This is a genomic window from Rhizobium sp. BK399 (assembly GCF_014194695.1).
Classification (GTDB): Bacteria; Pseudomonadota; Alphaproteobacteria; order Rhizobiales; family Rhizobiaceae; genus Rhizobium.
The window spans coordinates 1-1,471 of the sequence record NZ_JACIAH010000051.1; the positions used below are offsets into that span (position 1 = coordinate 1).

Below are 1,471 nucleotides of genomic sequence, written 5' to 3' on the forward strand. Positions count from 1 at the left end.
TCTCCAATGAAAGAACACAAGGGGCAAGACACCGCCATTTGCCGGCTTTTCCTTGAGTTCCGTTTCGTTCTGACCGGCATTGGCGCCGATCGACCAAATCTCTTGCTTCCGCTGAACAGATTGCTTTGCTGTCCTTCGGCTCTGAACCATTCTCCAATGCGTGACCTGATGCCTGTGGCTTCGGTCACAGAGTGGCGTTCGGCTCCCGGTTTCCCATTCTCCTAGAAGAGCGCAGTCCAGAACCTGCCGGACTCGCTAGAGCGTCATCAGGACAACCGGGATATCGTCGAGACGCCTTCCGTGATGTTGGTGCCGCGCGGCTCGTAGGCGCGCTGGTCACGCAGGATCTGGAAGGCGATCGTCAAGAGCTTGCGCGCGATGGCTACCCGCGCTTTGTTTGTTCCTCTGATCTTCACGTGTTCGTATTGGGCGCGCAGCTGCGCATCGCTGGCGATGGCGGGAGAGACCGCCTCGACGAAGGCCCAGCGCAGCCACTTGTTGCCCTGCTTGATGATCTTGCCGTGGAACGTCTTGCCGCCGCTCGAATAAGTCGAGGGGACAAGGCCGGCGTAGGCGGCAAGCTTCTTCGGGTTGCGGAAGCGCTTGATGTCGTCAATCTCTGCGTCAATCAGCCGGGCGAAGAACTCACCGATACCAGGGATCGTCTTCAACAGCTTGACGTTGGCATTGGTCTTGGTCATGCCCCGGATCGTCGCCTCCGACTGCTTGATCCTGATGTCGACGTCGCTGATGAACTCAAGGCCACGGTCAATCTGGATGCGGTCGATCTCTGAGACATTGACCTGCGCCAGCTGGACGCGGCCGGCCTTGCCAAACAGATCGCCGAGCTTCTTCAACTGCGCCGTCTGTTCCGGATAGCGATCAAACGCCGTCACGATGCGGTTCTTCGTCATCGTGCGCAGCCGCACGTAAAACATCCGCTCGCGTAGCGCGACACGCAGTTCGCGGGCCCGTTCGCCAGGTGCCCAGGCCTCCGGCACCAGGTCGGCTCTGAGCAGATGCGCCAGCACCGTCGCATCGATCTTGTCGGTCTTGATCTTGGCGTCGGCAATCGCCTTGACCTTCCACGGATGGGCGAGAACGACATCATCACAAATGTCGTCGAGCCAGTCGTACATCACCATCCAGTTGCGGGTGGCCTCGACAACCGCATGCGAATTCTCCCGGTAGCGTTCCAGGAACCCGCCGAGCGACTGACGATCGTTCTTCACCCGGCCGGAGCGCAACGTCTTGCCACTGCTGTCCTGCACCACCAGGTGGCTGTAGGATTTGTGGTAATCGACGCCGATATGGTAATCATAAAAGGCAGTCATGCTTCCAACTCCCTTGTTGAGATCTGCAAAACCCCAACAGGATAAGCCGAAAGGCTGGAAGTGTGACTGTCCCTCGATAATCATCTGCATCTCAGTGATCCCTTCCAGGACGCGGCCCTTTCATGCCACCTCCTATC

1 protein-coding gene is annotated in these 1,471 nt (G+C 58.6%); it reads right to left on the reverse strand.

Translation table 11 applies throughout. The annotated features are described in order from the left end of the window. Window positions 1-266: 266 nt before the first annotated feature. Window positions 267-1,334: an IS110 family transposase gene (locus FHT97_RS30620; RefSeq protein WP_183865222.1), complete on the reverse strand. Its 1,068-nt coding sequence runs from the start codon at window positions 1,332-1,334 to the stop codon at window positions 267-269. Window positions 1,335-1,471 lie beyond the last annotated feature (137 nt).

What these genes read in the sequence shown, in the direction of transcription:
- FHT97_RS30620 (WP_183865222.1), bottom strand. Translation starts at nt 1,334, where the DNA reads ATGACTGCCTTTTATGATTACCATATCGGCGTCGATTACCACAAATCC.